General features: G+C 63.4%; 26 protein-coding genes. 12 read left to right on the top strand and 14 right to left on the bottom strand.

What is annotated here, in order from left to right; translation table 11 throughout:
* Positions 1–4: 4 nt before the first annotated feature.
* From era to rpoE, 8 genes are all read right to left on the bottom strand, one after another.
* Positions 5–907, bottom strand: a complete 903-nt coding sequence (gene era / locus ABE528_RS08165) for a GTPase Era (protein ID WP_016498176.1) — start codon at positions 905–907, stop codon at positions 5–7.
* Entirely contained in the window at positions 900–1,589 is a 690-nt protein-coding gene (gene rnc, locus ABE528_RS08160) for a ribonuclease III (protein ID WP_060508426.1), read from the bottom strand. The genes era and rnc overlap by 8 nt, the downstream gene beginning before the upstream one ends.
* A gap of 161 nt (positions 1,590–1,750) precedes the next feature.
* Positions 1,751–2,605, bottom strand: coding sequence for a signal peptidase I (gene lepB, locus ABE528_RS08155; protein ID WP_152954572.1), 855 nt, complete (start codon positions 2,603–2,605; stop codon positions 1,751–1,753).
* A 5-nt stretch (positions 2,606–2,610) separates the two neighbouring features.
* Entirely contained in the window at positions 2,611–4,410 is a 1,800-nt protein-coding gene (lepA, locus tag ABE528_RS08150; protein ID WP_294326581.1) for a translation elongation factor 4, read from the bottom strand.
* Between the two features lie 182 nt (positions 4,411–4,592).
* Complete coding sequence (locus ABE528_RS08145) at positions 4,593–6,029, bottom strand: DegQ family serine endoprotease (protein ID WP_152954574.1); 1,437 nt, start codon at positions 6,027–6,029, stop codon at positions 4,593–4,595.
* A 187-nt stretch (positions 6,030–6,216) separates the two neighbouring features.
* Positions 6,217–7,182, bottom strand: a complete 966-nt coding sequence (locus tag ABE528_RS08140; RefSeq protein ID WP_346652635.1) for a MucB/RseB C-terminal domain-containing protein — start codon at positions 7,180–7,182, stop codon at positions 6,217–6,219.
* 12 nt (positions 7,183–7,194) lie between these two features.
* The gene (locus ABE528_RS08135) at positions 7,195–7,785 is read right to left on the bottom strand and encodes an RseA family anti-sigma factor (protein WP_152954578.1); all 591 of its coding nucleotides are present in this window, start codon (positions 7,783–7,785) and stop codon (positions 7,195–7,197) included.
* 31 nt (positions 7,786–7,816) lie between these two features.
* Positions 7,817–8,398 carry an RNA polymerase sigma factor RpoE gene (gene rpoE, locus ABE528_RS08130; protein ID WP_003252049.1) on the bottom strand — a complete coding sequence of 194 codons (582 nt, stop codon included), beginning with the start codon at positions 8,396–8,398 and terminating at the stop codon, positions 7,817–7,819.
* A gap of 435 nt (positions 8,399–8,833) precedes the next feature.
* On the opposite strand from rpoE, the gene nadB reads away from it, so the two are divergent.
* Positions 8,834–10,438 carry an L-aspartate oxidase gene (gene nadB / locus ABE528_RS08125; RefSeq protein WP_152954580.1) on the top strand — a complete coding sequence of 535 codons (1,605 nt, stop codon included), beginning with the start codon at positions 8,834–8,836 and terminating at the stop codon, positions 10,436–10,438.
* Here nadB and ABE528_RS08120 read toward each other — a convergent pair.
* Positions 10,425–10,886 (bottom strand): hypothetical protein, encoded by a 462-nt coding sequence (locus ABE528_RS08120; protein ID WP_346652634.1) that lies wholly within the window; start codon positions 10,884–10,886, stop codon positions 10,425–10,427. The two genes, nadB and ABE528_RS08120, sit on opposite strands and share 14 nt — an antisense overlap.
* On the bottom strand, positions 10,870–11,124 hold the full coding sequence (locus tag ABE528_RS08115) for a succinate dehydrogenase assembly factor 2 (RefSeq protein ID WP_152954582.1): 255 nt from the start codon (positions 11,122–11,124) through the stop codon (positions 10,870–10,872). Before ABE528_RS08115 ends, ABE528_RS08120 begins: the two co-directional genes overlap by 17 nt.
* 133 nt (positions 11,125–11,257) lie before the next feature.
* Here ABE528_RS08115 and ABE528_RS08110 point away from each other — a divergent pair, with 133 nt between their 5' ends.
* Both ABE528_RS08110 and ABE528_RS08105 read left to right on the top strand, forming a co-directional pair.
* The gene (locus ABE528_RS08110; RefSeq protein ID WP_346652633.1) at positions 11,258–12,199 is read left to right on the top strand and encodes a folate-binding protein YgfZ; all 942 of its coding nucleotides are present in this window, start codon (positions 11,258–11,260) and stop codon (positions 12,197–12,199) included.
* Between the two features lie 31 nt (positions 12,200–12,230).
* Positions 12,231–13,037 carry an HDOD domain-containing protein gene (locus ABE528_RS08105; RefSeq protein WP_152954585.1) on the top strand — a complete coding sequence of 269 codons (807 nt, stop codon included), beginning with the start codon at positions 12,231–12,233 and terminating at the stop codon, positions 13,035–13,037.
* Between the two features lie 43 nt (positions 13,038–13,080).
* On the opposite strand, the gene ABE528_RS08100 is transcribed toward ABE528_RS08105, so the two are convergent.
* Positions 13,081–14,460, bottom strand: a complete 1,380-nt coding sequence (locus tag ABE528_RS08100; protein ID WP_152954587.1) for a sensor histidine kinase — start codon at positions 14,458–14,460, stop codon at positions 13,081–13,083.
* Positions 14,453–15,124 (bottom strand): response regulator, encoded by a 672-nt coding sequence (locus ABE528_RS08095; protein WP_027594137.1) that lies wholly within the window; start codon positions 15,122–15,124, stop codon positions 14,453–14,455. Before ABE528_RS08095 ends, ABE528_RS08100 begins: the two co-directional genes overlap by 8 nt.
* 200 nt (positions 15,125–15,324) lie before the next feature.
* On the opposite strand from ABE528_RS08095, the gene ABE528_RS08090 reads away from it, so the two are divergent.
* The 5 genes from ABE528_RS08090 to ABE528_RS08070 all read left to right on the top strand — a co-directional run bounded on the left by ABE528_RS08090 (position 15,325) and on the right by ABE528_RS08070 (position 20,717).
* Entirely contained in the window at positions 15,325–16,614 is a 1,290-nt protein-coding gene (locus ABE528_RS08090) for an OprD family porin (RefSeq protein ID WP_346652632.1), read from the top strand.
* A gap of 43 nt (positions 16,615–16,657) precedes the next feature.
* Complete coding sequence (locus ABE528_RS08085) at positions 16,658–17,638, top strand: tripartite tricarboxylate transporter substrate binding protein (RefSeq protein WP_152954591.1); 981 nt, start codon at positions 16,658–16,660, stop codon at positions 17,636–17,638.
* 78 nt (positions 17,639–17,716) lie between these two features.
* The gene (locus ABE528_RS08080; protein WP_152954593.1) at positions 17,717–18,175 is read left to right on the top strand and encodes a tripartite tricarboxylate transporter TctB family protein; all 459 of its coding nucleotides are present in this window, start codon (positions 17,717–17,719) and stop codon (positions 18,173–18,175) included.
* A 3-nt stretch (positions 18,176–18,178) separates the two neighbouring features.
* The gene (locus tag ABE528_RS08075) at positions 18,179–19,693 is read left to right on the top strand and encodes a tripartite tricarboxylate transporter permease (protein ID WP_152954594.1); all 1,515 of its coding nucleotides are present in this window, start codon (positions 18,179–18,181) and stop codon (positions 19,691–19,693) included.
* A complete protein-coding gene (locus tag ABE528_RS08070) occupies positions 19,686–20,717 on the top strand; it encodes an AbrB family transcriptional regulator (RefSeq protein WP_346652631.1) in 1,032 nt (343 codons plus the stop codon). Before ABE528_RS08075 ends, ABE528_RS08070 begins: the two co-directional genes overlap by 8 nt.
* A gap of 27 nt (positions 20,718–20,744) precedes the next feature.
* Here the strand turns inward: ABE528_RS08070 and ung are convergent, their stop codons facing one another.
* On the bottom strand, positions 20,745–21,437 hold the full coding sequence (gene ung / locus ABE528_RS08065; RefSeq protein WP_346652630.1) for a uracil-DNA glycosylase: 693 nt from the start codon (positions 21,435–21,437) through the stop codon (positions 20,745–20,747).
* A gap of 126 nt (positions 21,438–21,563) precedes the next feature.
* Between ung and ABE528_RS08060 the strand changes: the two genes are divergently transcribed.
* Positions 21,564–22,673 (top strand): enoyl-CoA hydratase/isomerase family protein, encoded by a 1,110-nt coding sequence (locus tag ABE528_RS08060; RefSeq protein WP_346652629.1) that lies wholly within the window; start codon positions 21,564–21,566, stop codon positions 22,671–22,673.
* Between the two features lie 5 nt (positions 22,674–22,678).
* On the opposite strand, the gene ABE528_RS08055 is transcribed toward ABE528_RS08060, so the two are convergent.
* Positions 22,679–23,119: a hypothetical protein gene (locus tag ABE528_RS08055; RefSeq protein ID WP_346652628.1), complete on the bottom strand. Its 441-nt coding sequence runs from the start codon at positions 23,117–23,119 to the stop codon at positions 22,679–22,681.
* Between the two features lie 212 nt (positions 23,120–23,331).
* Between ABE528_RS08055 and ABE528_RS08050 the strand changes: the two genes are divergently transcribed.
* The 3 genes from ABE528_RS08050 to ABE528_RS08040 are packed head-to-tail and all read left to right on the top strand — an operon-like array spanning position 23,332 to position 25,769.
* Positions 23,332–24,822, top strand: coding sequence for a diguanylate cyclase (locus ABE528_RS08050; protein WP_346652627.1), 1,491 nt, complete (start codon positions 23,332–23,334; stop codon positions 24,820–24,822).
* Positions 24,815–25,045: a cysteine-rich CWC family protein gene (locus ABE528_RS08045; protein WP_152954607.1), complete on the top strand. Its 231-nt coding sequence runs from the start codon at positions 24,815–24,817 to the stop codon at positions 25,043–25,045. The genes ABE528_RS08050 and ABE528_RS08045 overlap by 8 nt, the downstream gene beginning before the upstream one ends.
* Before the next feature lie 31 nt (positions 25,046–25,076).
* Entirely contained in the window at positions 25,077–25,769 is a 693-nt protein-coding gene (locus tag ABE528_RS08040) for a pseudouridine synthase (RefSeq protein ID WP_346652685.1), read from the top strand.
* Positions 25,770–25,923: the final 154 nt, after the last annotated feature.

Raw genomic sequence — 25,923 nt, 5'->3', positions numbered from 1 at the left:
TTGATTACAGGTCGCCGTAGCCCAGCGAACGCAGGGCGCGTTCGTCGTCGGACCAGCCGCCCTTGACCTTGACCCAGAGGTTGAGCATGACCTTGGAGTCGAACAGCACTTCCATGTCCTTGCGCGCTTCAGAGCCAATGCGCTTGATGCGCTCGCCCTTGTCACCGATGATGATCTTCTTCTGGCCATCACGCTCGACCAGGATCAGTGCATGGATGTGCAGCACATGGCCCTGCTGCTTGAACTCTTCGATTTCCACGGTGATCTGGTACGGCAGCTCGGCACCCAGCTGGCGCATGATCTTCTCGCGTACCAGTTCGGCGGCGAGGAAACGGCTGCTGCGGTCGGTGATCTGGTCTTCCGGGAAGAAGTGATCGTTTTCCGGCAGGTGCTTGGCAATCTGGGCTTCCAGCGCTTCCAGGTTGTGGCCCTGCTGCGCGGAAATCGGCATCACTTCAGCGTTCGGCAGCTGTTCCTGCAGCCACTGCAGGTGCGGGATCAACTCGGCCTTCTCTTCCATGCGGTCGGTCTTGTTGACGGCAATGATCAGCGGGCCGGTCACGTACTGCACGCGCTCCAGCACCAACTGGTCCTCATCGGTCCACTTGGTGCGGTCGACCACGAAGATCACCACGTCGACGTCCTTCAGGGCTGCCGAGGCGTTGCGGTTCATGTAGCGGTTCAAGGCCTTGTCGTTGGCCTTGTGCATGCCCGGGGTGTCGACGTAGATCGCCTGCACGTCACCCTCGGTCTTGATACCGAGCATGTTGTGGCGGGTGGTCTGCGGCTTGCGCGAGGTGATTGCCAGCTTCTGGCCGAGGATGTGGTTGAGCAAGGTCGACTTGCCCACGTTCGGGCGGCCGACGATGGCCACGTAACCGCAGCGGGTCGGATTGTTATCAGTCATTGCCATTCTCCACGCCCAGGGCGATCAATGCAGCAGCAGCGGCGACCTGCTCGGCGATACGCCGGCTGACGCCTTGGCCACGGCTCTTGTTGTTCAGCAGCACCACTTCGCATTCGACGAAGAACGTGCGGCAGTGCGGTTCGCCCTGGATGTCGACCACCTCGTAGCGCGGCAGCTCGCAGCTGCGCGATTGCAGAAACTCCTGCAGGCGGGTTTTCGGGTCTTTGTTGGTGTCGACCAGGGTCAACCCTTCGAACTCGTCAGTCAGCCAGGCGAGGACACGCTCGCGCGCGGTCTGCATGTCCGCGTCCAGGTAGATGGCACCGATCAGCGCCTCCAGGGCGTCGGCCAGGATCGACTCGCGGCGAAAGCCTCCGCTCTTGAGCTCACCCGAGCCCAGGCGCAGGTAATCGCCCAGGTCGAAGCCACGGGCCAGGCGAGCCAGGGTCTCACCCTTGACCAGCCGGGCGCGCAGGCGCGACAGCTGGCCTTCGCGGGCCTGCGGGAAGCGCTCGAACAGCGCCTCGCCGGCGACAAAGTTGAGGATGGCATCACCGAGGAACTCCAGGCGCTCGTTGTTGCGCCCGGCGTAGCTGCGGTGGGTCAGGGCCAGCAGCATCTGCTCCTGATCCTTGAAGGTGTAGCCGAGCTTGCGCTCGAGACGGGCAAGGGAAGCAGTCATGCAGCCACCCGTTGGTTATTCAACGCGTTGTTCAAATCAACATCCTGAAAGACTGTTTGGCTGTGGTCCGTCGCGGCGAGCGGCGAATCTCTCGTTCCTTGAGAACACAGCCTATGTCAGAAATGCATTCGGCGCTGTCTGCAGGACAGCGCCGAAGGGTATCAATGGATCAGGCCGACCCGCGACAGGTTGGGCAAGTGGCTGAGCTTGGGCTCTGGCCAGCTCATCCAGACCGCGAAGGCCTTGCCGACGATGTTCCGGTCCGGAACCATGCCGTGCAGCGCTTGAGGGATTTTCGGGTCATCCCAGTAGCGGCTGTCGTTGGAGTTGTCGCGGTTGTCGCCCATCATGAAGTAATGGCCGGCCGGCACGGTCCATTGCTGGTCCGGCGGCATGCGATAGCGGGTCATTTCCTTGCGGATCAGGTGCTCGGCTTCGCCGAGTTTTTCCTTGTACAGCTCGGCGCTGCCCAGGGTACCCGGCTCGGCACCGACCAGTTGCTCGGCAATCGGCTGGCCGTTGACGAACAGCCGCTTGTCGCTGGTATAGCTGATCTTGTCGCCCGGCAGGCCGACCACACGCTTGATGTAGTTGACGTTCGGGTCGCTCGGGTAGCGGAACACCATCACATCGCCGCGTTGCGGGTCACCCACCTCGATGACCTTCTTGTCGATCACCGGCAGGCGGATGCCGTAGGAGAACTTGTTCACCAGGATGAAATCGCCCACTTCCAGGGTCGGTTTCATCGAGCCCGAAGGGATCTGGAACGGCTCGACCAGGAACGAGCGCAGCACCAGCACGATGAACAGCACCGGGAAGAACGACTTGCCGTACTCGACCAACAGCGGCTCTTTGCTCAGGCGCTCGACCACCGCCATTTCTGGCTGGGTGACGCTGCCCTGGTAGTTGGCGATCGCTGCCCGCCGGCGCGGAGCCAGGAACAGCAGATCAATCAAGCCCAGCAGACCGCAGACGAAGACGGCGATGACTAGCAACAGCGGGAAATTTAGCGACATAGGACCTAGCTATCCAACCTGAGCACGGCGAGGAAGGCTTCCTGTGGAATCTCCACGTTGCCCACCTGTTTCATGCGTTTCTTACCGGCCTTCTGCTTCTCCAGCAGTTTCTTCTTACGGCTGACGTCACCACCGTAGCACTTGGCCAGTACGTTCTTTCTGAGCGCCTTGACGGTCGTCCGCGCGATGATCTGGCCGCCAATGGCTGCCTGGATCGCCACGTCGAACATCTGCCGAGGGATCAGCTCCTTCATCTTCTCGGTCAACGCACGGCCTTTGTAGGCCGCGTTGTCGCGGTGCACGATCAACGCCAGGGCATCTACCTTGTCGCCGTTGATCAGTACGTCCAGCTTGACCAGGTTGGCCGACTGGTAGCGATCGAAATGATAGTCCAGCGAAGCATAGCCGCGGCTGGTCGACTTCAGGCGGTCGAAGAAGTCCAGGACCACTTCGTTCATCGGCATGTCGTAGCGCACCTGCACCTGGCTGCCGAGGAACTGCATGTCGCGCTGCACGCCACGTTTCTCGATGCACAGGGTGATGACGTTGCCCAGGTGTTCCTGCGGCACCAGGATGGTCGCGGTGACGATCGGCTCGCGGAAGTCGGCCACCGCAGACACGTCTGGGAGCTTGGACGGGTTGTCGACGATGATGGTTTCGCCGGTTTTAAGTTCCAGCTCATAGATCACGCTTGGCGCGGTGGTGATCAGGTCCAGGTCGTATTCGCGCTCCAGGCGCTCCTGGATGATCTCCATGTGCAGCATGCCGAGGAAGCCGCAACGGAAGCCGAAGCCCAGGGCGTCGGAGCTTTCCGGCATGTACTGCAGCGACGAGTCGTTGAGGGTCAGCTTCTGCAGGGCGTCGCGGAAGTCCTCGAAGTCATCGGAGCTGACCGGGAACAGGCCGGCGTAGACCTGTGGCTGAATCTTCTTGAAACCGGCCAGCACTTCGACTTCAGGCGTCGAGGACAGCGTCAGGGTGTCACCGACCGGTGCACCGTGAATGTCCTTGATGCTGGCGATGATGAAGCCTACTTCACCGGCTTTCAGGTCAGCCGTCTGGGTGTGCTTGGGGGTGAACACACCGACGCTGTCGACCAGGTGCACCTTGCCGGTGGACTTGACCAGGATCTTGTCGCCTTTCTTGACGCGGCCGTGGCGCACACGCACCAGCGAGACCACGCCCAGGTAGTTGTCGAACCAGGAGTCGATGATCAGCGCCTGCAGTGGCGCTTCGATATCACCTTCCGGCGCGGGGATGGTCTGCACCAGGCGCTCGAGCACCTCGTCCACGCCCATGCCGCTCTTGGCGCTGCAGGCCACGGCGTCGGTGGCGTCGATGCCGATGATCTTCTCGATCTCGTCCTTCACGCGGTCCGGATCGGCCTGGGGCAGGTCCATCTTGTTCAGGACCGGCATGACCTCCAGGCCCTGTTCGATGGCGGTGTAGCAGTTGGCCACGGACTGGGCTTCGACGCCCTGGCCGGCGTCCACCACCAGCAGCGCACCTTCACAGGCCGCCAGCGAGCGCGAGACTTCGTAGGTGAAGTCGACGTGGCCGGGGGTGTCGATGAAGTTCAGCTGGTAGACCTTGCCGTCCTGCGCCTTGTAGTTGAGCGTGACGCTGTGGGCCTTGATGGTGATACCGCGCTCGCGCTCCAGGTCCATGGAGTCCAGTACCTGGGCTTCCATTTCGCGCGCCGACAGGCCACCGCACATTTGAATGAAACGGTCGGCCAGCGTCGACTTGCCATGGTCGATGTGGGCGATGATGGAGAAATTGCGGATATGACTCAAATCACTCACGGGTCAACACTCGGAAAAGGCTGCGAGCCGGACGCCCGCCGAAAAATAGCCGGGAATTGTACCTTAAGCTGCTGGGATATGGGAGATTCCTCTATCGGACTGTACACAGCATTCGCGCCTGCAATTGTGAACTTTCATGAAAAAGGGCAGCCAGAGCTGCCCTTTCCTACTTCTGAACCCGCTTATTCAGCGAGTTTGAAGGTGATGAAGCTGGCACGCCCCTGACGTAGCACGCGCATCGACACCGAACGGTTCTTTGGCAAGTCCTTGGCGATCTCGGTGAACTGCTTGGCCGAAGTGACCGCCTGGTTGTTCAGGTGGCTGATGACGTCACCCGGGCGCAGCCCGATCATCGCGGCCGGGCCGTCCTGGACTTCCTTGATGACCACGCCGCCCTTCAGTTCCAGGGTCTTCTTCTGCTCGTCGGTAAGGTCCGATACCGACACACCCAGGCGGTTGCTGTTGCGCTCGGCGCTGCCTTCAGGGCTGCTACCGGTGCCGATGTCGGCATCGTCATCCGGCATCGGGCCGACGGCGACGTCCAAGGTCTGGCGCTTGCCGTTGCGAATGATCTCGAGCTTGGCCTTCTCACCGTCCTTCAGGCTGCCGACCAGGTGCGGCAGGTCGGCCGACATGACGATCGGCTGGCCGTTCATGCTCAGGATCACGTCACCCACCTGCAGGCCGCCCTTGGCTGCCGGGCCGTTTTCCAGCACTTGCGCCACCAGGGCGCCAGCCGGCTTGTCGAGGCCGAACGATTCAGCCAGGTCCTTGTTGACCTCCTGGATCACCACGCCCAGCCAGCCGCGGCTGACCTTGCCGTCTTTCTTCAGCTGGTTGGACACATCGAGCGCCACGTCGATCGGGATGGCGAAGGACAGGCCCATGAAGCCACCGGAACGGGTGAAGATCTGCGAGTTGATACCCACCACTTCGCCCTTCATGTTGAACAGCGGGCCACCGGAGTTACCCGGGTTGATGGCCACGTCGGTCTGGATGAACGGCACATAGGTGTCGTTGGGCAGGGTCCGGCCCTTGGCGCTGACGATACCTTTGGTCACCGAATGGTCGAAGCCGAACGGCGAACCGATGGCCAGCACCCATTCACCGACCTTGAGTTTCTCGGAATCACCCAGCTTGACGGTCGGCAGGTTCTTGCCCTCGACCTTGAGCAGGGCCACGTCGGTGCGTGGATCGGTGCCGATCAGCTTGGCCTGCAACTCGCTGCGGTCCGACAGGCGGACGATGATCTCGTCGGCATCGGCAACCACATGGTTGTTGGTCAGTACATAACCATCGCTGGAGATGATGAAGCCCGAACCCAGCGACATGGCCTCACGCTGGCGGTCACCACGCGGCGAACGCGGCTGTTGCGGCATATTGCGTTCGAAGAACTCACGGAACATCGGTGGCAGGCCTTCGAGGTCCGGCATCTGCCCGGAGGCGACACGGTCCGGCAGCTTCTGCTTGGTGCTGATGTTGACCACGGCCGGCGAGGCCTGCTCGACCAGGGTGGTGAAGTCCGGCAGGGCTTCATCGGCCTGGGCACTGAGCACCTGGCCGAGCATCAGCACGGCGGCGAACATCGTTAGGTAGGATTTCAAGCGTGGTATTGACATACGGCTCCCGTCACAACGAGCGGTAGTTGGAAATAGCCCTGCACAAAGCAGCAAAGGCCAGACTCCTAGAAGCCTGACCTATAGAAAATTTGCCGAAGGATTGCAAATGACAATGCTTTAATTTCATTTCAGCCGCGTGTCCGTTCGCCTGTGCATTGCCCTTGATCCGGCCCGCAAAAGCGCGCCGTTACTGGCGCGCCTGGGCATCCTGAGGGCGCATCGACAACGCGACACGTTCTGCCGTACCCAGCGGAATTTCGCCGACCACGGTGACCTGCACCTTGCCCTTGGGCGTGTTCAGGCGCCGGGAAACGGCCGAGGTCGGGCCAAGCTGGGTGCGCACATCGGCACCGGCATCATCCTTCACGGGTTCGAGGAACACCGAGAAACGGGCCAGGCCATCGTCATACATCAGGCTGCTGATCGAGCTGTTGCGCTCGGGATCCCGGCGCACCGCACTGTTGATCAGCTCGAAACCCGGCGGCAGCCAGTCTGAACGCCAGCCAGCGACGGCTTCGGTGGCGGTAGTGGGCGCACGCTCGATCGGCTTGCAAGCGGCACTGGCTTGCAGGTCCTGGTCGCTAGGCAGGTCGTCGGTGTCCAGGCGAGTCATCTGGAAGCGTTCGAGCAACTGCCCCTTGTCATTGAGCATCAATGAACGCAGTGGCAGGCCGGTGCGGCGGTCCAGATGAAGTTCGAACGCATAGCGATGCTGGTCGCGCGGCGTCAACGTGACGATCACGGCGTCGCGGTCGGCGACCCGTGACCTGCCCGCCACGCTCAGGTCGTACCAGCTCATCAGCTTGAGAGGGTCGAGCGAACGCTGCGCAGAATCAGGAGGGCTGCCTACCCCGCTCGCCAAGGCACCACTGACGCACTGCACCTTGCCATCCACGCGCACGATTTCCTGGGCGGCGCCATCGAGCTGCAGAAGCCGCTCGCTGACCTTGCCGTCCTGAACGCGATGCCAGATATCGTGGGAAGAAAAGCTGCCGTTACGTTCGTAGACGAAGGCGCCTTGGTAACTCTGCTTCTGCTCGGCCTGTGCCAGCTTGTTCAACCATTCGCTCGCCTCGGGCGAGGAGTTGGCTGCCAACGCTGGCACCGTCATGCAGCTGCCTATCAGCAGCGACAGGAGAGGTAGCGCGCGCATGATCCTCCTTACTTAGCGGTTTTCCAGGCTGGCGGCGCGGGCATACGGCAGGGCGGTTTCAGTGCCCTTGAGCGCGGATTCCTGCGCGTGCTGGCGCAGATAGCCTGGCAGACGCTGATCCCAGCCGGCCTGGTTCTGCAGCACGCCGTTGGCCATCGGCCCGGTCGGTTGCTCACTGCTTTCACTATAGCCTGCCAAAACCGCCGGGCCCTGACTTTGTGGCAGGGTCAGGCCTTGCTGTACTGGCTGCTGGGCAGCCAGCTCGGCGCCGGTGATCTCGTCCTGGTTGTACATACGCACACCAGCCAGCACCGCCACGGTGACCGAGGCAGCCACGGCCAGGCGGCCAAGGCTGCGCCACGGGCCCTGCTTGACCTTGGCCGGCACGGCTTCGTCAGCCAGCGCGGCGGAGACCGCCGAGGCGATATCCAGCTTGGGCAGCAACAGCTCCTTGTGCATCGCTGCCCGGGCTACCTGGTAACGCGACCAGGTGGCACGGGTTTCGGCATCGTCGACGGCATTCAACACCCGACGCAATTCCAGTTCGTCCGCTTCGTTATCCATTACCGCGGACAGCGATTCCTGCAAAGCTTCACGACTCATGGCGGTTCCTCTCTTGGCTGTCGCCGCTGTCTCAGGTTTCCTGCAACAACGGCTGCAGGGCTTTGTCTATGGCCTCCCGAGCGCGGAAGATTCGAGAGCGCACGGTACCCACCGGACATTGCATGACGCTCGCAATGTCTTCGTAACTCAACCCGTCGAATTCACGCAGGGTCAATGCCGTGCGCAGATCTTCGGGCAGTTGCTGGATGGTGCGATGGACAGTGCCTTCGATTTCATCCCGCAACAACGAGCGCTCTGGGGACTCGAGATCCTTGAGACCATGATCGCCGTCGTAAAACTCCGCATCCTCGGAGCTCACATCGCTGTCTGGTGGCCGTCTTCCACGGGACACCAGGTAGTTCTTCGCCGTGTTGATGGCGATGCGGTACAGCCAGGTATAAAACGCACTGTCACCGCGGAAATTGCCAAGCGCACGGTAGGCCTTGATAAAGGCTTCCTGCGCCACATCCTGGGCCTCGTGGGTGTCGTGAACGAACCGCACGATCAACCCTAGAATCTTGTGCTGATACTTCAGCACCAACAGATCGAACGCTCGCCTGTCTCCGCGCTGCACGCGCTCGACAAGCTGCTGATCCTCTTCCTGGGTTAGCATGAACACTCCTCAGTGAACTCGAAGGAGCGTTGCAACAGCCTTTGTTCAGGCCTGCAACCATAGACTCGGGCTTTGCGCAAAAGTTCTCCCCTCCAAGCAAGTTTCCTGCGGCCCTTGGTCGGCTCGCACGGAAGACGCGGCACGGTCACGGCCCGCTGCGTCGATAATCAGGTTTCGAATACGCAGGTGTCAGCCCGGATAGAGCTGCCGCCCCGCGTCGCCGCGGCAAATTGTGGCGTGCGGACAGCCTTCATAGGATTTCCGGCCGTGTCGGAAAGTTCCCACAAAGATTGACGCAACGTCCTAACCGGCATGGAAATTGGCTACCGCAGGCTGCTATAAAGGCAGCCCGGCCAGTATTCACGATAGTTTCACATTGCCATCTGCACGTGACTATTGTGCCGCGCCCTTTCCAAAGATTACTAGTGTCCCGACATGAGCCAACAATTCCAACATGATGTCCTGGTGATCGGCAGCGGCGCAGCCGGTCTCAGCCTGGCACTGAACCTTCCCGGCCATTTGCGCATTGCCGTGCTGAGTAAAGGCGACCTGGCCAACGGTTCGACCTTCTGGGCCCAAGGCGGCGTCGCCGCCGTACTCGACAACACCGACACCGTGCAGTCGCATGTCGAAGACACCCTCAATGCCGGTGGCGGCCTGTGCCACGAAGAGGCTGTGCGCTTTACCGTCGAGCACAGCCGCGAAGCCATCGAATGGCTGATCGAGCAAGGTGTTCCTTTTACCCGCGACGAACACTACAGCGTCGATGATGGTGGCTTCGAGTTCCACCTGACCCGTGAAGGTGGCCACAGCCACCGACGCATCATCCATGCTGCCGACGCTACCGGCGCGGCGATTTTCACCACGTTGCTGGAACAAGCCCGCAAGCGCCCGAACATCGAATTGCTGGAACAGCGGGTAGCGGTCGACCTGATCACCGAGCGCCGCCTGGGCCTGGCGGGCGATCGTTGCCTCGGGGCCTACGTACTGAACCGCAACAGCGGCGAAGTCGACACCTTCGGCGCGCGCTTCACCGTGCTGGCGACGGGGGGCGCAGCCAAGGTCTACCTCTATACCAGCAACCCCGACGGTGCCTGCGGCGATGGCATCGCCATGGCCTGGCGCGCCGGCTGTCGGGTGGCGAACCTGGAATTCAACCAGTTCCACCCGACCTGCCTGTATCACCCCCAGGCCAAGAGTTTTCTGGTCACCGAGGCCTTGCGTGGCGAAGGGGCGTTGTTGCGCCTGCCCAACGGTGAGCGCTTCATGCCGCGCTTCGACCCGCGCGAAGAACTGGCACCGCGCGATATCGTCGCCCGCGCCATCGACCACGAGATGAAGCGACTGGGCGTGGACTGTGTCTACCTGGACATCACCCACAAACCCGCCGATTTCATCAAAAGCCACTTCCCGACCGTTTACGAGCGCTGCCTGGCCTTCGGCATCGACATCACCCGCCAGCCGATCCCGGTGGTTCCGGCGGCCCATTACACGTGTGGCGGGGTCATGGTCGATGATCGTGGCCACACCGATGTACCCGGCCTGTACGCCATCGGCGAAACCAGCTTCACTGGCCTGCACGGCGCCAACCGCATGGCCAGCAACTCGTTGCTGGAGTGCTTCGTCTATGGCCGTGCCGCAGCCGCGGACATCGAGGCGCATCTGGACCAGATCGCCATGCCCAGGGCCCTGCCCTGCTGGGATGCCAGCCAGGTGACCGATTCGGACGAGGACGTGATCATCGCGCACAACTGGGACGAGCTGCGCCGCTTCATGTGGGACTACGTGGGGATCGTACGCACCAGCAAACGCCTGCAGCGCGCCGAGCATCGCGTTCGCCTGTTGCTCGACGAGATCGACGAGTTCTACAGCAACTACAAGGTCAGCCGCGACCTGATCGAACTGCGCAACCTGGCCCAGGTGGCGGAGCTGATGATCCGCTCGGCGATGCAGCGCAAGGAAAGCCGTGGACTGCACTACACCCTGGATTACCCGGGGATGCTGGCCGAAGCCAAGGACACCATCCTCAGCCCGATCTGAAACAGGCGTCGAAGCGGCGCCGGCTGAACTTCAGCCTCACCCGCAAACGCCGATGCAGGTCAGCCCCCAGGGCGTCTCGCGGCACGCACTGGCTCTCGCCGAGCCAGTGCCCTGCCCTGACGAACCGCAACACCACCAACCCCGGCACTGCCACGCTGTCCCGGCACAAGCGCACCGGCTGCCAGCCCTGCGCCAGGCTGAACACACGCCAGCCCTGCGCGTCACGGCGCAGGCCGGTAACAGCACGGGGGTCAGTCAGCAGGATACAACGAGGGATGGCCCAGCTAGCGTGGGCAATACAACTGGCAAACACACAAAGGCCAAGCCACCAGGGCAGCGCACTCAGCCACAACACCAGTAGCGCCAGCACCTGGCAACCCAGGTAGGCCGTCAGCAACAGGCGCGAGCCCTGCCAACGGCACTCGAAACACTCACTTGGGCTGGACACGATCCAGAATGATGCGGACCATGCGCTGCAGCTCCGGGTCTTCCGACTCGGTGCGCTCCATGAACCAGCCGAACATGTCCTGATCTTCACAGCTCAACAGGCGGACATAAAGTTCGCGGTCAGCTTCGCTCAGGGTCGAATAGACCTCCTGGGTGAATGGCACCAGCAGTACGTCCAGTTCCAGCATGCCGCGGCGGCTGTGCCAGAAAAGCCGGTTGAGTTCAGTTTGTTCGACCATGGGGCCCTCCTCGAATGGTCGCGCAGTATACCGCGCAGCGAACGAAGCGGCACAGGGCGTTGGTCTAGTCACCTACCTATTTTGTTACTGGCGTTCTATGATGGCCGCCAGTCTTTAGCCACCGCGATCACCCATGGCCGATTCCGCTTTCTTCAGCCCCCTGTCCCACGAGGGCATCCTCGCCGTCCGCGGCTCCGACGCCGGCAAGTTCCTGCAGGGCCAGCTGACCTGCAACATCAACTACCTCAGCCTCGAGCACGCCAGCCTTGGCGCCCGCTGCATGGTCAAGGGGCGCATGCAGTCGAGCTTCCGCATCCTGCCCGAGGGCAATGGCTACCTGCTGGCCATGGCCAGCGAGTTGCTGGAGCTGCAACTGGCCGACCTGAAGAAGTACGCCGTCTTTTCCAAGGCCACGCTCACTGACGAGAGTGCTGCCTGGGCGCGCTTCGGCCTGCAAGCTGGTGGCGCCGCGCTGCAGGCATTGGGGCTGGACCTGCCGACAGCAGCGGGCAGTACCGTTCGCCATGATGGCCTGATCGCCATTGCCGTCTCCGCCGACCGTGCCGAGCTTTGGGTACCGGCAGACCAGGCCGCCAGCATTCGCCAACAGCTGGCAGCCACGCTGCCGCAAGGCAGCCTCAACGACTGGTTGCTGGGGCAGGTGCGCGCCGGTATCGGCCAGGTCATGGGGCCGACCCGTGAGCTGTTCATCCCGCAGATGATCAACCTGCAGGCAGTCGATGGCGTGAGCTTCAAGAAAGGCTGCTACACCGGCCAGGAAATCGTCGCGCGCATGCAGTACCTGGGCAAGCTCAAGCGCCGCCAGTACCGGTTGGCGCTTGAACAGCAGGATATTCCGGCCCCGGGTACGGAAATCTTCTCGCCGACCCATGGATCCTCTGTTGGCGAGGTGGTACTGGCCGCCAGCACCGGCCAGGGCTGTGAGCTGCTTGCAGTGCTCAGCGCCGAGTCGGTGGAAGACGATAACCTGCACCTGGGCAGCCTCGAAGGCCCTCGCCTGCAGGTACTGAGCCTGCCGTACGAGCTGGACCGCGATCAGGAAATCCTGCGCTGAACAGTGCACCACCCTTGCCGTTGAGACGTTCATGAACAAGCTGGCCGAGATGGTTCAAGCGCAGTTGCTCGCTGCCATCGACAACGATGACCTGGTCCTGCCAACCCTGCCCGAGGTAGCCCTGAGCATTCGCGAGGCTGCCGAAGACAGCGAGATCAGCGTGGCCGCCCTGAGCAAGGTGATCGGCCGTGACGCCGCCCTGTCGGCGCGCCTGATCAAGGTGGTCAACAGCCCGCTGCTGCGCGCAGCGGTCGAAGTCACCGACCTGCACACGGCCATCACCCGCCTGGGCATCAACTACAGCTGCAACCTGGCCATCGGCCTGGTGATCGAACAGATCTTCCATGCCCGCTCGTCGGCAGTTGAACAAAAATTGCGCGATATCTGGTCGAACAGCCTTGAAGTTGCAGGCATAAGCTATGAAATTTGCCGCCGCTTTACGCAACTGAAACCCGACCAGGCGACGCTTGGCGGGCTGGTCAACCAGATCGGCGCGCTGCCAGTGCTGATCTATGCCGAAGAACACAACGAGCTGCTTTCCGACCCGGTCTGCCTGCACTATGTGATCGAGCAGATCCAGCCGGTGCTGGGGGACAAGATTCTCTCTTCGTGGGAGTTTCCCGAGCAGTTGGTCAACCTGCCGAGCCAGGTTCAGGACCTGGACCGGCGTACCGACAAGGTCGACTACATCGATGTGGTGCAGATCGCCAAGTGCCTGAGCCAGCGCGCGCGCAGCCGGCCGTTGGCGGCGCTGCCGGCTTATCGCCACCTTGGGCTGCCGTTTGGCACCGAACTGGACGTTGCCGAGTTGCTGGAAGCGCGAAGCATGCTGCGCTGACTTGCGCTACCTGTGCCGGCAACACATCAGTGCAGGCAACAGATCAGTCGGCGATAAAGCTCACGCGCACTTTCAACCCGCCCTTCTCGCCATCATGCAGGCTTATCTGCGCCAAGTGCGCCCTGCAGATCTCACCTACGATAGCCAACCCCAGCCCACTGCCCTGTACACCGCGCCGATAGAAGCGCTCGAACACCCGTTCGCGCTCATCTTCGGGAATCCCGGGGCCATCATCCTCGACCTCCAGCACCGCCGGCGCCAACACCCGAAGGATCACATTGCCGCCCGCCGGTGTATGCGCCAGCGCATTGTCCACCAGGTTGCTGAGCAGCTCGTTGAGCAAGGTCGGCTCCCCCTTCAACCACACTGGCGCCTCGGCTTCCAGGGCCAAGGCTACGCCCCGGTTGTATGCCAATGGCGCCATGGCCATGCCCAGTTCACGGGCCAACTGACTCAAATCCAGGCGCTGGGCTCCGCCTTCGGCAATCGCTCGGGCACCGTTCTCGACCCGCGCCAGTGACAGCAACTGATTGGCCAGATGAGTCAGGCGATCTGTGCCTTGGGCCGCCGACTCCAGGGTCTGCCGCCACTCTTCGGGCTGCTGCGAACGCAACCCCAGTTCGACCCGCGCCTTCAGCGCCGCCAGCGGCGTGCGCAGTTCGTGGGCAGCCTCGGCAATGAACTGCGCCTGGCGTTCGAACTGCCCACGCAAACGCTCGGTGAAATGGTTCAAGGCACGCACCAGTGGGCCCAGCTCACGCTGTACCTGCACCACCGGCAACGCCCGCAGGTCATCCGGCTGACGCTCCTCCACCGCCGTGCGCAGGCGCTCCAGCGGGCGTAGCGCGGCGCTCACCGCGAACCACACCATGACCAGCGCACCCAGTGCCAACATGCCCAGGCGCAGCAAGGTGTCGGCCATCAACCCACGGGCCATGCGCACCCGCGCCTCTTCGGTCTCGGCCACGCGGATTTCCGCCATGCCGTTCATGTTCGGCTCGCTCACCGCCTTCAGCAGGCTGACCACCCGTACATCCTGGCCGAGGTAGGTGGCGTCGTAGAAGCGCGCCAGCGCCGGGTAGTCGTCAGTGCGCGGCGTGCCGGGCGGCGGTGGTGGCAGGCGCTCGTAACCGGAAATCAGCTTCTGATTGATGTCCAGCACCTGGTAGTAGATACGCCCGGCGCTGTCGTAGGCGAAGGTGTCCAGCGCCACGTAAGGCACGTCGGCACTGAGGCTGCCATCACGCTGGGACAGCCCGGCGGCGATGGTCCGCGCCGAGGCCAGCAAGGTGCGGTCATAGGCGGTATCCGCCGCTTCGCGACCGTTCCAGTAGGCGCTCAGGCCGCTGGCCAGCATCAGCACCACCAGCAGCAGCGCCAGGTTGCCCAGCAGCCGCCCGCGCAAGCTGCCGTTGTCACGCATCGCGGTGCTCGAGCAGGTAACCCAGCCCGCGGAAAGTGACGATGGCGACCGGGTGGCCATCGAGCTTCTTGCGCAGCCGATGGATGTAGATTTCGATGGCGTCGGGGCTGGCCTCTTCATCCAGGCCGAATACCTGGGCGGCCAGCTGTTCCTTGCTCATCACCCGGCCTGGGCGGGCGATCAAGGCCTCCAGCACGCTTTGTTCGCGCGAGGTCAGGGTCAGGTTGTCCTCGCCGAGGCTGAAGCGCCGGGTGTCCAGGTCGTAAACCAGTGGCCCGCAGCGCTGCTGGCGTTCGCCACCGAGCACACTGCGCCTGAGCAGGGCCTTTACCCGCGCCTCAAGCTCGGTCAGCTCAAAGGGCTTGGCCAGGTAATCATCGGCGCCGAGGTTCAGGCCATGCACGCGGTCCTTCACATCGCTGCGCGCGGTAAGCATCAGCACCGGCAGGGTCTTGCCACGGCCACGCAGGCGCGCCAGCACCTCGAAACCGTCCATGCGCGGCAGGCCCACGTCGAGCACGGCAACGGCGTATTCCTCGCTGGCCAAGGCCAGGTCGGCGGCCACGCCATCGTGCAATACATCCACGGTCAGGCCGTGGCTTTTCAGGGCCTGAGCCACGCTTTCGGCCAGTTGCAGATGGTCTTCGACCAGCAGCACACGCATCGGATTCTCCCTGCTCGGGTGGGGCGGTGGCGCGGAGTGTACCGCTGTCGCCGGGCCTGTGAAGCCCCTCGGAACAAACCTTTCACGCTGAAAGGTTAGCGAAAGGTTGATTGCCTAGCATCGCACTACGGTCGCTCCACGCACCGAAAAAAGCACCAGCAAGGTGCAACGAATAAGAACAAAAAAACGGAGTCATCCCGATGCTGTCATTACAGCCTCAGGCGTTCGCGCCTAGCCGTTCCCTGTCCGCACGCCCTTCTGCCATCGCCAGTGCCCTTGCACTTGCCGGTGTCGCCCCGCTGAGCCAGGCCGCCTTCTTCGAAGACAGCACGGCCACCTTCGAAACCCGCAACATGTACTTCAATCGCGACTTCCGCGACGGCACCAGCGCGCAGCAATCCAAGCGCGACGAATGGGCCCAGGGCTTCATGCTCAACTTCGAGTCCGGCTACACCGATGGCCCCGTGGGCTTCGGCCTGGATGCGCTGGGCATGCTGGGCATCAAGCTCGACTCCAGCCCCGACCGCACCGACACCGGCCTGCTGCCGACCCACGATGACGGCAAGGCCGCCGACGAGTACTCCAAGCTCGGCCTGACCGGCAAGGTGAAAGTGTCGAAGACCGAACTGAAGATCGGCACCCTGATCCCTGAACTGCCGACCCTGCAGCCCAACGATGGTCGCATCCTGCCGCAAACCTTCGAGGGCGGCCTGCTGACCTCGCAGGAAATCAAGGGCCTGACTTTCACCGGCGGGCGCCTGGACAAGGCCAAGGACCGCAACGACACCAACTGGGAAGACCTGGCCCTCAACAACAAGAACGGCCGTTTCGGCGGCACCTTCAGCGCCGACAACCTCGACCTGGCCGGCCTGGACTACAAGTTCACCGACCGCATCACCGGCAGCTACCACTTCGCCCAGCTCGACGACATCTACCGCCAGCACTTCATCGGCATGCTCGCCACCCAGCCCTGGGGCCCGGGCACCTTCGGCGCCGATGTGCGCCTGGCGATCAGCGACGATGCCGGCGCGGCCAAGGCCGGGCGCATCGACAACACCACCTTCAACACCCTGCTCAGCTACAGCCTGGGCGGGCACAAGGTCAGCGCCGCCTGGCAGCAACTGTCGGGCGACAGCGCCTTCCCCTACATCGATGGCGCCGACCCGTACCTGGTCAACTTCGTCCAGATCAACGACTTCGCAGGTAGAGACGAACGCTCGTGGCAAGCCCGCTACGACTACAACTTCGCCGCCCTCGGCGTGCCCGGCCTGACCTTCATGACCCGCTACATCAACGGCGACAACGTCAGCCGCGCCGCCGGTGGCGAGGGCAAGGAGTGGGAACGTGATACCGAACTGAAGTACGTGGTACAAAGCGGCCCGTTGAAGAACGTCGCCGTGCGCCTGCGCAACGCCACCTTCCGCTCCAATTTCGCCCGCGACGCGGACGAAGTGCGGCTGCTGGTGAGCTACAGCGTAGCGCTGTGGTAACCCAAGCGGTACCCCATAACAAAAACGCTCACGGAGACATTCGATGACCTTTTCACTGCGCCGCCTCGTCCTCGCCACCGGCTGCCTGCTGCTGGCCGGCAACGCCCTCGCTGCCGAACCGAAACGCCCTGAATGCATCGCCCCGGCCTCGCCCGGCGGTGGCTTCGACCTGACCTGCAAACTGGTGCAAAGCGCCCTGGTGCAGGAGAAGATCCTCAGCAAGCCGATGCGGGTGACCTACATGCCCGGCGGTGTCGGTGCAGTGGCCTACAACGCCGTGGTCGCCCAGCGCCCGGCCGACGCCGGCACCCTGGTTGCCTGGTCCAGCGGCTCGCTGCTGAACCTGGCCCAGGGCAAGTTCGGCCGCTTCGATGAAAACGCGGTGAAATGGCTGGCCGCGGTCGGCACCAGCTACGGCGCCATCGCGGTGAAGAGTGATTCGCCCTACAAGACCCTTGACGACCTGGTCGCCGCCCTGAAGAAAGACCCGAGCAAGGTGGTGATCGGCTCCGGTGGCACCGTCGGCAGCCAGGACTGGATGCAGACCGCACTGATCGCCAAGGCCGCCGGCATCAACCCGCGCGACCTGCGCTACGTGGCCCTGGAAGGCGGCGGCGAGATCGCCACCGCGCTGCTGGGCGGGCACATCCAGGTTGGCTCCACCGACATCTCCGACTCCATGCCGCACATCCAGAGCGGCAACATGCGCATCCTCGCGGTGTTCGCGGAAAACCGCCTGGACGAGCCGGAAATGAAGGACATCCCTACCGCCAAGGAACAGGGCTACGACATCGTCTGGCCGGTGGTACGCGGCTTCTACCTGGGGCCGAAGGTGAGCGACGAAGACTACGCCTGGTGGAAAGAATCGTTCGACAAGATGCTGGCTTCGGAAGACTTCGCCAAGCTGCGTGACCAGCGCGAGCTGTTCCCGTTCGCCATGACCGGCGCCGAGCTGGACGGCTATGTGAAGAAGCAGGTGACTGAGTACAAGGCACTGGCCAAGGAATTCGGCCTGATCCAGTAAGCCCCCGACCTTTCACCGATCCCTGTGGGAGCGGGCGTGCCCGCACCCCCAGGGCACGCGCCCAACGAGGACTCTTTGATGATCCTGCAACGCATCTTCGCCCTGGCCCTGCTGGCGGTGTGCGCCGCCCTGGCCGTGATGGCCTGGCCCTACCAGGCCGCGTTTTCCTACGAACCGGTGGGGCCACGCGCCTACCCACTGCTGATGCTCGGCCTGATGGGCCTGGGCCTGCTGTACCTGGCGATCCGTCCCACGCCCATCGTGCGCAAGGACGACGAGCCCGAACTGGACCGCGAAACCCTGATCAAGATCGCCGTCTGCGTCGGCTTGCTGATCGTCTTCGCCGGCACGTTCGAACCCTTGGGCTTCATCCTCAGCGCCATCCTGGTCGGTATCCCCATGGCCCGGCTGTACGGCGGCCGCTGGCTGCACAGCGCCCTCGTGGTGGTGGGCATGAGCGTGTTCCTCTACTGGCTGTTCGACCGCGTCATGGACGTGCCCCTGCCCCTCGGCCTGCTGAGCGTACTGGAGAACTGACATATGGATACCTTGAGCTACCTGGGCCAGGGCTTCGGCGTCGCCCTGTCCCCCTACAACCTGGTCACCGCCCTGGCGGGCACGCTGATCGGCACCGTGGTCGGCCTGCTGCCGGGCCTGGGCCCGATCAACGGCGTGGCACTGCTGATCCCGATCGCCTTCGCCCTTGGCCTGCCACCGGAGTCGGCGCTGATCCTGCTGGCCGCGGTGTACCTGGGCTGCGAATACGGCGGGCGGATCAGCTCGATCCTGCTGAACATTCCGGGCGAAGCCTCGACCGTGATGACCACCCTCGACGGCTACCCGATGGCGCGCCAGGGCTTGGCCGGCGTGGCCTTGTCGCTGTCGGCGTGGAGCTCGTTCATCGGCGCCTTCATCGCCACCTGCGGCATGGTGCTGTTCGCCCCGCTGCTGGCGAAATGGGCGATTGCCTTCGGCCCCGCGGAATACTTCGTGCTGATGGTGTTCGCCATCGTCGCCCTTGGCGGCATGGCCGGCGACAAGCCACTGAAGACCTTCATCGCCGCCCTGATCGGCCTGTTCCTGTCGGCGGTCGGCATCGACGCCAACAGCGGCGTATACCGCTTCACCGGTGACAGCGTGCACCTGGCCGACGGCATCCAGTTCGTGGTGCTGGTACTGGGCCTGTTCTCGATCAGCGAGATCCTCCTGCTGCTGGAGAAGACCCACCATGGCCACCAGGCGGTGAAAGCCACCGGGCGCATGCTGTTCAACTTCAAGGAAGCGGCCTCGGTGTTCGTGGTCAACATCCGCTGCGGCCTGTTGGGCTTCATCATGGGCGTACTGCCTGGGGCCGGCGCGACCCTGGCCAGCGCCGTGGCCTACATGACCGAGAAACGCATCGCCGGTGAAAAAGGCAAGTTCGGCAAAGGTGACGCCCGCGGCCTGGCTGCCCCGGAAACCGCCATCGGTGCTTCCTGCTGTGGCGCCCTGGTGCCAATGCTGACCCTCGGCGTCCCCGGTTCGGGCACCACCGCGGTGATGATCGGCGCGCTGACCCTGTACAACATCACCCCAGGCCCATTGCTGTTCGAACAGCAGCCGGACATCGTCTGGGGCCTGATCGCCTCGCTGTTCATCGCCAACATCATGCTGGTGGTCCTGAACATCCCGATGATCCGCATCTTCACCCGCATTCTCGCCGTGCCGAACTGGGCGTTGGTACCGGTAATTGCGATCATCACCGGGATCGGCGTCTATGCCGTGCATGCCACTACCTTCGACCTGTTCCTGATGGTCGGCATCGGCATCATGGGCTACATCCTGCGCAAGCTGGACTTCCCGCTGTCGCCGATCCTGCTCGGTTTCATCCTCGGCGGCCTGATGGAGCAGAACCTGCGCCGGGCACTGTCGATTTCCAACGGTGAGCTGGGCATCCTCTGGTCGAGCACCATCAGCATGTCGGTGTGGGTGCTGACCCTGTGCATGCTGACCCTGCCACTGCTGCGCATCTGGCGCAAACGCAGCCTGCAGCGCCGGGCCTTGGCGGATGCCTGATCGGCCACTGCCGCTGTTTGTCGCAACCGGGCTGGTCGGCCGTGCTGGCGGTTTTGCCGCCAGCAACGTCGGCTGGCCTTTGCCGTGGATGGTCGGCGCGTTGCTGGCGATCATCCTGGTGCGCTGCCTGACGCCCTGGCAGTTGTCGGAAATCCCCAATGGCCGCAAGTGCGGGCAATGCATCATCGGCATCGGTATCGGCTTGCACTTCACTCCAGCGGTGATCGAGCAGGTCGCCAGCCACTTCGCGCTGATCTTCTTCGGCGCCCTGTTCACCACGCTTTCCAGCGTGATCAGCGTGTGGCTGCTGCGGCGTACCGGTGAAGACCGCGCCACGGCCTTCTTCGCCAGCATGCCCGGTGGTTCGGGGGAGATGGTCAACCTTGGCGCACGCAATGGCGCGGTACTCAGCCAGGTGGCGGCGGCGCAGAGCCTGCGCGTGCTGGCTGTGGTGCTGTGCGTGCCGGCACTGTTCAAATTGCTGCTGGGTGACGGCGTGCCGCTGAATCACGCCGGCAGTGTCAGCTGGGCTTGGCTGGCGCTGATCGTGCCGCTCGGCGTGGGGGTCGGTTTTGCCTGGCAACGCCTGCGCCAGCCCAACCCGTGGCTGTTCGGGCCGTTGCTGGCCGCGGCGTCGGTGAGCCTGGCGGGCAACCTGCAGATCGCTTTGCCCAACGGTGCCAGCCAGATCGGCCAGTGGCTGATCGGCAGCGGCCTGGCCTGCCATTTCAACCGCGCGTTCTTCCGCCGCGCGCCGTCCTTTCTCGGGCGCACGCTGCTGGCCACGGCGCTGTGCATGGCGATTTCCGGCAGCGCGGCGTGGGGGTTGAGCGTGATAACCGAGCTCGACCTGCGTTCGCTGACCCTGGGGATGATGCCAGGCGGTATCGCCGAGATGAGCCTGACGGCCGAAACCCTGCAGCTGTCGGTGCCGCTGGTGACGGCGCTGCAGGTGGTGCGGTTGATCCTGGTGCTGTTTCTGGCGGAGCCGTTGTTCCGCTATTGGATCAAGGCTCAGGACTAGGGGCCGCCAGGCAGCCCCTGCCCGGCTTCAAAGTGGCGGCAGCGCCCAGTTGATCGGCGCCATGCCACGCTGTTCGAGGAAGCTGTTGGTGCGGCTGAAGTGCCCGCAGCCAAGGAACCCGCGATAGGCCGACAGCGGCGACGGGTGCACCGACTTGAGCACCAGGTGCTTGGTGCCATCGATCAGCTTCTGCTTGCTCTGGGCATGTGCCCCCCACAGCAGGAACACCACGTTCGAGCACTGCTCGCTGACCACCTGGATGATCCGGTCGGTAAAGAACTCCCACCCCTTCTTCGCATGCGAGGCGGCATTGGCGCGCTCGACGGTCATGGTCGTGTTGAGCAGCAACACACCCTGCTCGGCCCAGCTCTGCAGGTAGCCGTGGCTGGCGATCGGGATGTTCAGGTCGCGCTGCAGCTCTTTATAAATGTTGACCAGCGACGGTGGCGCCGGCACGCCCGGCTGTACCGAGAAGCACAGGCCATGGGCCTGGCCCGGGCCGTGGTATGGGTCCTGGCCGAGGATCACCACCTTGACCTGCTCCAGCGGCGTGGAATTGAGCGCATTGAAGATCAGCGGCCCCGGCGGGTAGATCTCCTTGCCGGCTGCGTACTCCTGGCGCAGGAACTCACGCAACTGGTGCATGTAGGGCTGGTCGAACTCGGCGCGCAGTGCAGCCTTCCAGCCGGGTTCGAGTTTGATGCGATCGTCTTCAGTCATGGGGACATCCGTAAACAATGGCGCGACACTAGGTAAGCGAATTGCCCTTGTCAATCGATCCGACCGAAGACCGGCATGATCGGCCATGCGGGCCATACTTGGCAGATGACTTGCGCGAGGTAGTCCATGGCCATTCATTGCGAGGTACTCACCGGCGCCGATGGCGCCCGAATCGGCATCGCCACCCTCGATGCCCCCAAGGCGCTCAATGCCCTCAACCTGCCGATGATCGAAATGCTCGGCGAACAGTTGCACAGCTGGGCCACCGACCCTGGAGTGGTCTGCGTGCTGTTGCGTGGTAACGGTGCCAAGGCCTTTTGCGCCGGCGGCGATGTACGGGCGCTGGCCCAGGCCTGCCTGGCCCACCCCGGCAGCGTGCCGCCACTGGCCGCCACCTTCTTTGCCGCCGAATACCGCCTCGACTACCTCTTGCATACCTACCCCAAACCGCTGCTGTGCTGGGGCCACGGGCATGTGCTGGGCGGCGGCATGGGGCTGCTGCAGGGCGCCGGGGTGCGCATCGTCACGCCCAGCAGCCGCCTGGCCATGCCGGAAATCAGCATCGGCCTTTACCCGGACGTAGGCGCCAGCTGGTTCCTCGCACGCTTGCCCGGCAAGCTGGGTTTGTTCCTCGGGCTGACCGGGGCACCGATCAATGCCCGCGATGCGCTCGACCTGGGCCTGGCGGACCGGTTCTTCGGGGAGCACCAGCAAGAGGCGTTGATCGAAGAGTTGCTGCAACTGAACTGGCAGGAGCAAACCAGCCTGCAGCTGAACAGCCTGCTGAAGGCCGAACAGCATCGCGCCTGGGCCGAGCTGCCGGCGGCGCAGTGGCTGCCGCGGCGCCAGGTGATCGACGACCTGCTCGATGTGGCCGACCCGGCTGCTGCCTGGCGCGCCCTGGAAAACCTCAAGCATCACACTGATCCGCTGCTGGCCGAAGCCGGTCAGCGCCTGCATGAGGGCTGCCCGCTGACGGCACACCTGGTCTGGGAGCAAATCCAGCGTGCCCGGCACCTGTCACTGGCCCAGGTGTTCCAGATGGAATACAGCATGAGCCTCAATTGCTGCCGGCACCCGGAATTCAGCGAAGGTGTGCGCGCCCGCCTGCTGGACAAGGACAACCAGCCGCACTGGCACTGGCCGGATGTGGCGCAGGTGCCAGCGGCGGTGGTCGAGGCGCATTTTGCCAAGGTGTGGGAAGGGCGACATCCATTGGCCGATTTGGGCTCATGACACCATCAGCGCTGCCAGTTGTGGTCCCCTCCGCGCCCACGATCTGACTGGCGGTCGTTGTCCCCGCGGTTGTTCGAATGCCAGCGATCATGCGGGTAGCGCTGGCTGCCATCGCGATAGTCATGGCGGTCGCGATCACGGCCATAGTCATTGCGCTGGCGATTGCCATAGTCGTAGCGCGGGTTGCCGTGCCACTGGTTCATCCCCGGCTGAGGGCCTGGCCGGTAATAGGGGGCAGGTGCCGGCCGGTAGTAACGGGGCGCCGGCTGGTAGTAGTAGCGCGGCTGCGGCGTCGCGTAGTAGCGGTCATAACGGTAATACCCCGGCGCTACGTAGCGATCGGTCGAATAGTATTCGGAACGGGAATAGCCGCCACCCTCGTAGTAAGGCGCGCAGGCAGACGTCATCAGACCCAGCAGGGCGATCAACAGAATTCGATAGGACATGGCGGCCTCCTGGACCGCTGGGGTGCTCAAACAGCGGCGCTGGCGAGCGTCGACGCAAATGTGTTCATCGACAATGAATCAGACAACGGCGCCAAGGTGCAGTGCCATTTCAGCAACAAATTGATACAGGTCGAAATAACCCTGAAAAACATGCAGTCATTTGCCTGTCATCTCACTAGAATGAGCGCCTCGGCACACATCACGGGAAGATCATGCCTTCACGCTCCGCCCTGTTTTCACAGCGCTCGCTGATCCTCACCCTGCTGCTGTTGCTGACCTGCGGCTTCCTCGCCACATCGCTGATCAGCTATTTCGCCTCGCGCAGCGCGATCCGCGACGGCATCGTCAATACCGAGCTACCGCTGACCTCCGATACCGTCTACTCGGAAATCCAGAAAGACCTGATCCGCCCGGTGCTGATCGCCTCGATGATGGCCCAGGACACCTTCCTGCGCGACTGGGTACTGGCGGGCGAACAGGACACCCAGCGCATCACTCGCTTTCTCGGCGAGGTCATGGGCAAGCAGAACACCTTCACTTCATTCTTCGTCTCCGACCGCACCCTCACCTACTACCAGGCCAAGGGCGTGCTCAAGCAGGTGGTACCGAACACCTGGCGCGACGCCTGGTACTTCCGCCTGCGCGATATGAAAGCGCCGTATGAAATCAACGTCGACCTGGACATGGCCAACCAGGACAGCCTGACGGTGTTCATCAACTACCGGGTTCTGGACTACCAGCAGCGCTTCATCGGCGCCGCCGGGGTGGGCCTGAGCGTCGACGCGGTGATCAAGCTGATCGACAAGTACCAGCGCCGCTACCAGCGCGCGGTGTTCTTCACCGACGCCAAGGGCAAGGTCATTCTGACTGGCTCGGAGGGTAGCCCGCCTGGCCTGAAGATCGGGCAATCCTTGACCGACAATGCCGACCTGAGCGATTTGCTGGCGCAGCGCCCGACCCCCGCCGAAGGCAGCCATGAGTACAAGGACAGCAAAGGTCACAGCCATTTCCTCAATGTGCGGCAATTGCCGGAGCTGGGCTGGTACCTGCTGGTCGACAAACGCGAGACCGGCGCCCTCGACCACATCCGCCACTCGCTGTACCTGAACCTGGTGATCTGCGCGATGATCACCCTGGTGGTGCTGTCGCTGCTCAACGGCATGCTCAGGCGCCACCAGGCCAGCACCGAGGCGCTTGCCACCCTCGACAGCCTGACCGGGCTGCCCAACCGCCGCAGCTTCGACCTGCTGGCCGCCCACGCGCTGCAGGAGGCCAAGCGCGATTGCGCACCGCTGGTCGCCTTGCTGATCGACCTCGATCACTTCAAGGTGCTCAACGATACCCATGGCCACCTGGCAGGCGACGAAGTGTTGCGTCAGTTCGCCAACGTGCTGCAGGGCAGCCTGCGTCAGTCGGATATACTTTGCCGCTGGGGCGGTGAGGAGTTCATCGTGCTGCTGCGTGAGGCCGAAGGCCGGCAGGCATTCGACGTGGCGGAGAAGATCCGTCGTCGTACCGAGCAACTGACGTTCAGCTACGAAGATCAACCTTTGCGCCTGACCACCAGTATCGGCCTCAGCGCCTTGCAGCCGGGCGACTCGCTGCACGCCCTGCTGACCCGCGCCGACCGTGCGCTATATCGTGCCAAGCAGGCCGGTCGCAACCGCGTCTGCAGTGAAATTCCCGGAAGCGAACATGAATGACAGCCAGCACTGCCCCGCCTGTGGTGCCCTCAACCAGTGCAGCCTGGCCGACCCGCGCAGCGCTACCCAGGCCTGCTGGTGCTACGGCGTGAGCATCGACCCCGCCGTACTCCAGGCCCTGCCTGCCGAACTGCGCGACAAGGCCTGCCTGTGCCCGCGCTGCGCGGCCGTGGAAGATCAGCTTGTGGCTGATGCAACTGCGGTCATCGGTGAAAACCGCTAAACTGCGCGCCTCCTTTGACTGCCTTGCCGCCATGCGCCTCGACCGCTTCCTCGCCAACCTGCCCTGCTTCAACCGTCAGCAAGTGCGCCTGCTGCTGGTGCAGCGCCGTGTGCGCCTGGACCATGAAGTGGTCTGCGACCCCAAGGCCGAGGTCCGGGAATTCAGCCGCGTGGAAGTGGACGATCAATTGCTGCAGGCCGGCCGCCCCGCACGCTACCTGATGCTGCACAAACCCACGGGCTGTGTCAGCGCCACGCAAGACCCGCAGCACCGCACCGTGCTCGACCTGCTGCCCTGCGATTTGCGCGACGACCTGCACATCGCCGGGCGCCTGGACTTCAATACCACCGGCCTGATGATCCTGACCAACGATGGCCAGTGGTCGCGGCGCCTGACCCAGCCGGCCACCAAGCTGCCCAAGCACTACCTGGTGGAAACCGAAGACGAGATCGGCGCGCACTATGTCGCCAAGTTCAGCGAAGGGTTGTACTTCGCCTTCGAAGACCTGACCACCCTGCCCGCCCAACTCGACATCCTCGGCCCGCGGCAGGCACGGCTGGCAATCGTCGAAGGGCGTTACCACCAGGTCAAGCGCATGTTTGGCCATTTCGACAACAAGGTGGTCGGCCTGCATCGCGAAAGCATGGGTACGATCCGCCTCGATCCAGGCCTGCAACCTGGCGAATTCAGGGCCCTGACAGCGGAAGAAATCGCCTCGGTCTGAATGCCGTAATACAGGCATACGACCGCTGAGCGGCCCGAGTCACAAATTTGCGCAAACGGCACTTGCGGGAACCCCGACCCACTGCTTGACTCCTAACTTGTCAGTCCGCGAGTGACCAACCAGTCACGCCTGCAGTTCATGACACCTTTTGCCG

The sequence above is a fragment of the Pseudomonas sp. TWI628 genome (assembly GCF_039673865.1).
Taxonomy (GTDB): domain Bacteria; phylum Pseudomonadota; class Gammaproteobacteria; order Pseudomonadales; family Pseudomonadaceae; genus Aquipseudomonas.
The sequence above is the reverse complement of the archived record's forward strand: the minus strand, read 5'-3'. Positions and strand labels throughout refer to the sequence as shown.